The organism is Geomonas sp. Red276 (genome assembly GCF_054784495.1).
Genome location: NZ_BLXW01000086.1, coordinates 1 through 1,838, shown reverse-complemented (window position 1 = coordinate 1,838; position 1,838 = coordinate 1). Strand labels below are relative to the sequence as shown.

Genomic DNA, 1,838 nt, shown 5'->3' with positions numbered 1-1,838 from the left:
GTGCGTATTCCGATGATTGCGACCGGGTGAACTGATGTGATTGCGACCGCCGTTCCGCTGTCATTGCGACCAGCGTTCCGGGGATTGCGACCGGGTAGTCGCGAGGTGAGGTCGTCACTGTCTCACAGGTCCCGTGTCAGGTCAATGTTGATCTCCTTCGCCGCATCGAGTCCTTCCCTTGCAGGTCGATCTTGTGGGCGTTGTGCACCAACCGGTCGAGGATTGCATCGGCCACGGTTTTGTCCTGCATGGCGTCGTGCCACGCCTTCACTGGCAGTTGGCTGGTGATGATGGTAGCAGCCCTGTCGTAGCGCTCCTCAATGATCTCCAGCAGTTCCTTTTGGTCGTCTCGGGTGAGCGGAGTGATGAGCAGATCGTCCAGGATCAGGATCTCGCACTTCACCAGCGCCGTGATGAGCTTGGGATAGCGGCCGTCGAGCTTGGCGAGGGCGATGTCCTGGAGGAGCTTGGCCACCCTGTGATAGAGCGTGGTGTGCCCGTCCCGGCAGGCCTTCTGCGCGAGGGCGCAGGCGAGATAGCTCTTGCCGGCCCCGGTGGGGCCGGTGATCAGGATGTTGTGATGGCGCTTCACCCACTGGTTCTGCGCCAGCGACATGATGATCGCCCGGTCGAGGTTGCGGTCGGCGCGGAAGTCGAGGTCCTCGATGGAAGCCGACAGCCGCAACCGTGCGCTTTTCAGGCGGTTGCGCATACGGCGGTTGTCGTTAGCGGTCATCTGGAAGTCCACGATGAGCCCGAAGCGCTCCTCAAAGCTGAGCGCGGCCATGTCGGGGCTGTTCAACTGGTCGGTGAACGCCTGGGCCATGGCCGCAAGCCCCATGGCGTTGAGTTTCTCGATGGTTGGCTGGATAAGCATGCGATCTCCTTTTCAATGGTAATAGCCGGTCCCCCGGATGTTGTCGTGGAAGAGCGACAGCGGTTCCTGGCGGGGCTCAAGCGGCTTGCTGTCGAGGTTGTTTTCCAGAATGGATTTGATGCTCCTGTAGTTGACCCCCTTGATCATCAGGGCCCTCGCGCAGGCCGCTTCCAGCCGTTCCCGGCCGAAGCGCTTTTCAAGGGAAAGGATCCCCATACAGGAGCGGAAGCCGTGCTCGGGGAAGGCCCTGCGGGAGAGGACTTCCTCGATGGCCCGGGCAGTCGCCTCGCCGATCCGGGCGCCCCACGAGATGAAACGCTCCGGCGTCCACTCGGCGAACTCAAGATGCGCTCGCGGCATATGCTCGGGACAGGTGGTGGGCTTCCCCTTCAGGAACGACCTCACGTGTGATGCGACCCGCTTGCCGTTGAAGAAGCACTCCACGGTGTTTTCGGTGCAGCGGACGTCCACCTGCTCCCGCACCAGGCGGTGCGGCACGCTGTAGAAGTGATGGTCAACCTCGACGTGGTAATCGAGGTGCACCCGCGCCTTGCTCCACTCCGCATACTGGTACGGCGCTTCCGGCAGGGGGAGCATGGCGGGCCGGTCGATCTCTTCGAAGCGGGATTTCCGGGTGCCGGGGAGCTTGCGGAAGGGGCGGTTATTAAGGAGTTCCAGGCGCTCCCGGATGGCGGCATTGGCCTCCTCAAGGGAGAAAAAGGTCCGGTGGCGCAGAGCCGCCAGGATAAAGCGCTGGACGATCTGCACGCCGACCTCCGCCTTCGCTTTATCCTTGGGCCTGCGGACGCGGGCCGGGACGACGGCGACCTGATAATGCTCCGCCAGTGCAGCGTAGGTGGGATTCACATCGGGTTCGTAGCGGCAGCTCTTAGCGACGCCACTTTTGAGATTGTCGGGGACGACGCATTTGGGCACAGCTCCCATAAAGGCGAAGGCACGC

The 1,838-nt window shown here is 62.5% G+C and carries 2 protein-coding genes; both read right to left on the bottom strand.

The window, feature by feature from the left end; translation table 11 throughout:
• Window positions 1-136: 136 nt before the first annotated feature.
• Complete coding sequence (gene istB / locus ACYVL5_RS23525) at window positions 137-877, bottom strand: ATP-binding protein (RefSeq protein WP_460597981.1); 741 nt, start codon at window positions 875-877, stop codon at window positions 137-139.
• Between the two features lie 12 nt (window positions 878-889).
• On the bottom strand, window positions 890-1,838 hold a 949-nt coding region (locus ACYVL5_RS23520), incomplete at its 5' end, for a Mu transposase domain-containing protein (RefSeq protein ID WP_460597980.1).